The organism is Vibrio sp. A11 (assembly GCF_013048705.1).
Classification (GTDB): Bacteria; Pseudomonadota; Gammaproteobacteria; order Enterobacterales; family Vibrionaceae; genus Vibrio; species Vibrio metschnikovii.
The window spans coordinates 1-964 of record NZ_VHSI01000058.1 but is presented as its reverse complement, the minus strand read 5'-3'; the positions used below and the strand labels follow the sequence as shown (position 1 = coordinate 964).

The 964-nt window shown below is 38.6% G+C and carries 1 protein-coding gene; it reads left to right on the top strand.

Features of this window, described 5'->3' with window-relative positions; genetic code table 11:
- The first annotated feature begins 497 nt into the window (after positions 1-497).
- Complete coding sequence (ihfA, locus tag FKQ60_RS17265) at positions 498-794, top strand: integration host factor subunit alpha (RefSeq protein ID WP_004395417.1); 297 nt, start codon at positions 498-500, stop codon at positions 792-794.
- Positions 795-964 lie beyond the last annotated feature (170 nt).

Below are 964 nucleotides of genomic sequence, written 5' to 3'. Positions count from 1 at the left end.
TTACGGGCCGTAAGTAATCGTCATATGCAAATGTCAGATCGTGATGCGCCTGTTAGGGCGCTGCTTGTAAGAAAGCCTTATAGGCGCATATGAAAAACCTCCGGCTATGCCGGAGGATATTTTTTTAGGTCTAATTTTTAGAATTATAAAAACAACAGTATGATTTTTAAGATTATTTACAAAAATTTCAGATCGAGATCAATAAAGATAAGGTTTGTGTTTTTAGTGTTATAGTCTTTAATAGTCTTATTTTATGTATAAATTTAGATTTAAATTTTTTATTTTTAATCAATTAAGTTTTTAATTCCACGACTGTATGCAAAATGTACCATTCTAAAGGCTTCCCAGTCGATATCCTTCATAATAAAAAAGTTGGCGAAAATCATAAGCTTGGCATACACTTTTCAACAGAGCCGATATGTCTTTGATTGGCTGAACAAAAATGATTTTTATGCTGCTTAATGCAGCAAAGTTTAACCTAGCTTTGAGGAAAGTTTATGGCGCTCACAAAAGCCGATTTGGCTGAAAACCTGTTCGAAAAACTAGGGTTTAGTAAACGGGATGCCAAGGACACGGTGGAAGTATTTTTTGAAGAAATTCGTAAAGCACTTGAGAATGGCGAACAAGTAAAACTGTCTGGTTTCGGTAATTTCGATCTGCGAGATAAAAGTGAAAGGCCAGGTCGAAACCCTAAAACTGGAGAAGATATTCCGATTTCAGCTCGGCGTGTCGTTACATTTCGTCCAGGACAGAAGTTAAAAGCCCGTGTCGAAAATATTCAAGTGGTAAAATAGCAATACATCGCATCAGGCCATACGTTAAGTATGGCCTCGGTGTTTTGTGCGCCGAGCATGGCGTTGATCTAGGAGGTGAAAGTCCTCTACGGGCTCAGTCGAGCGGGAACCGTTAGCCTATGCAAGGGTGTTCATCGTGAGGTGAAATCTGAAGGAAGCAAATGGCAAAA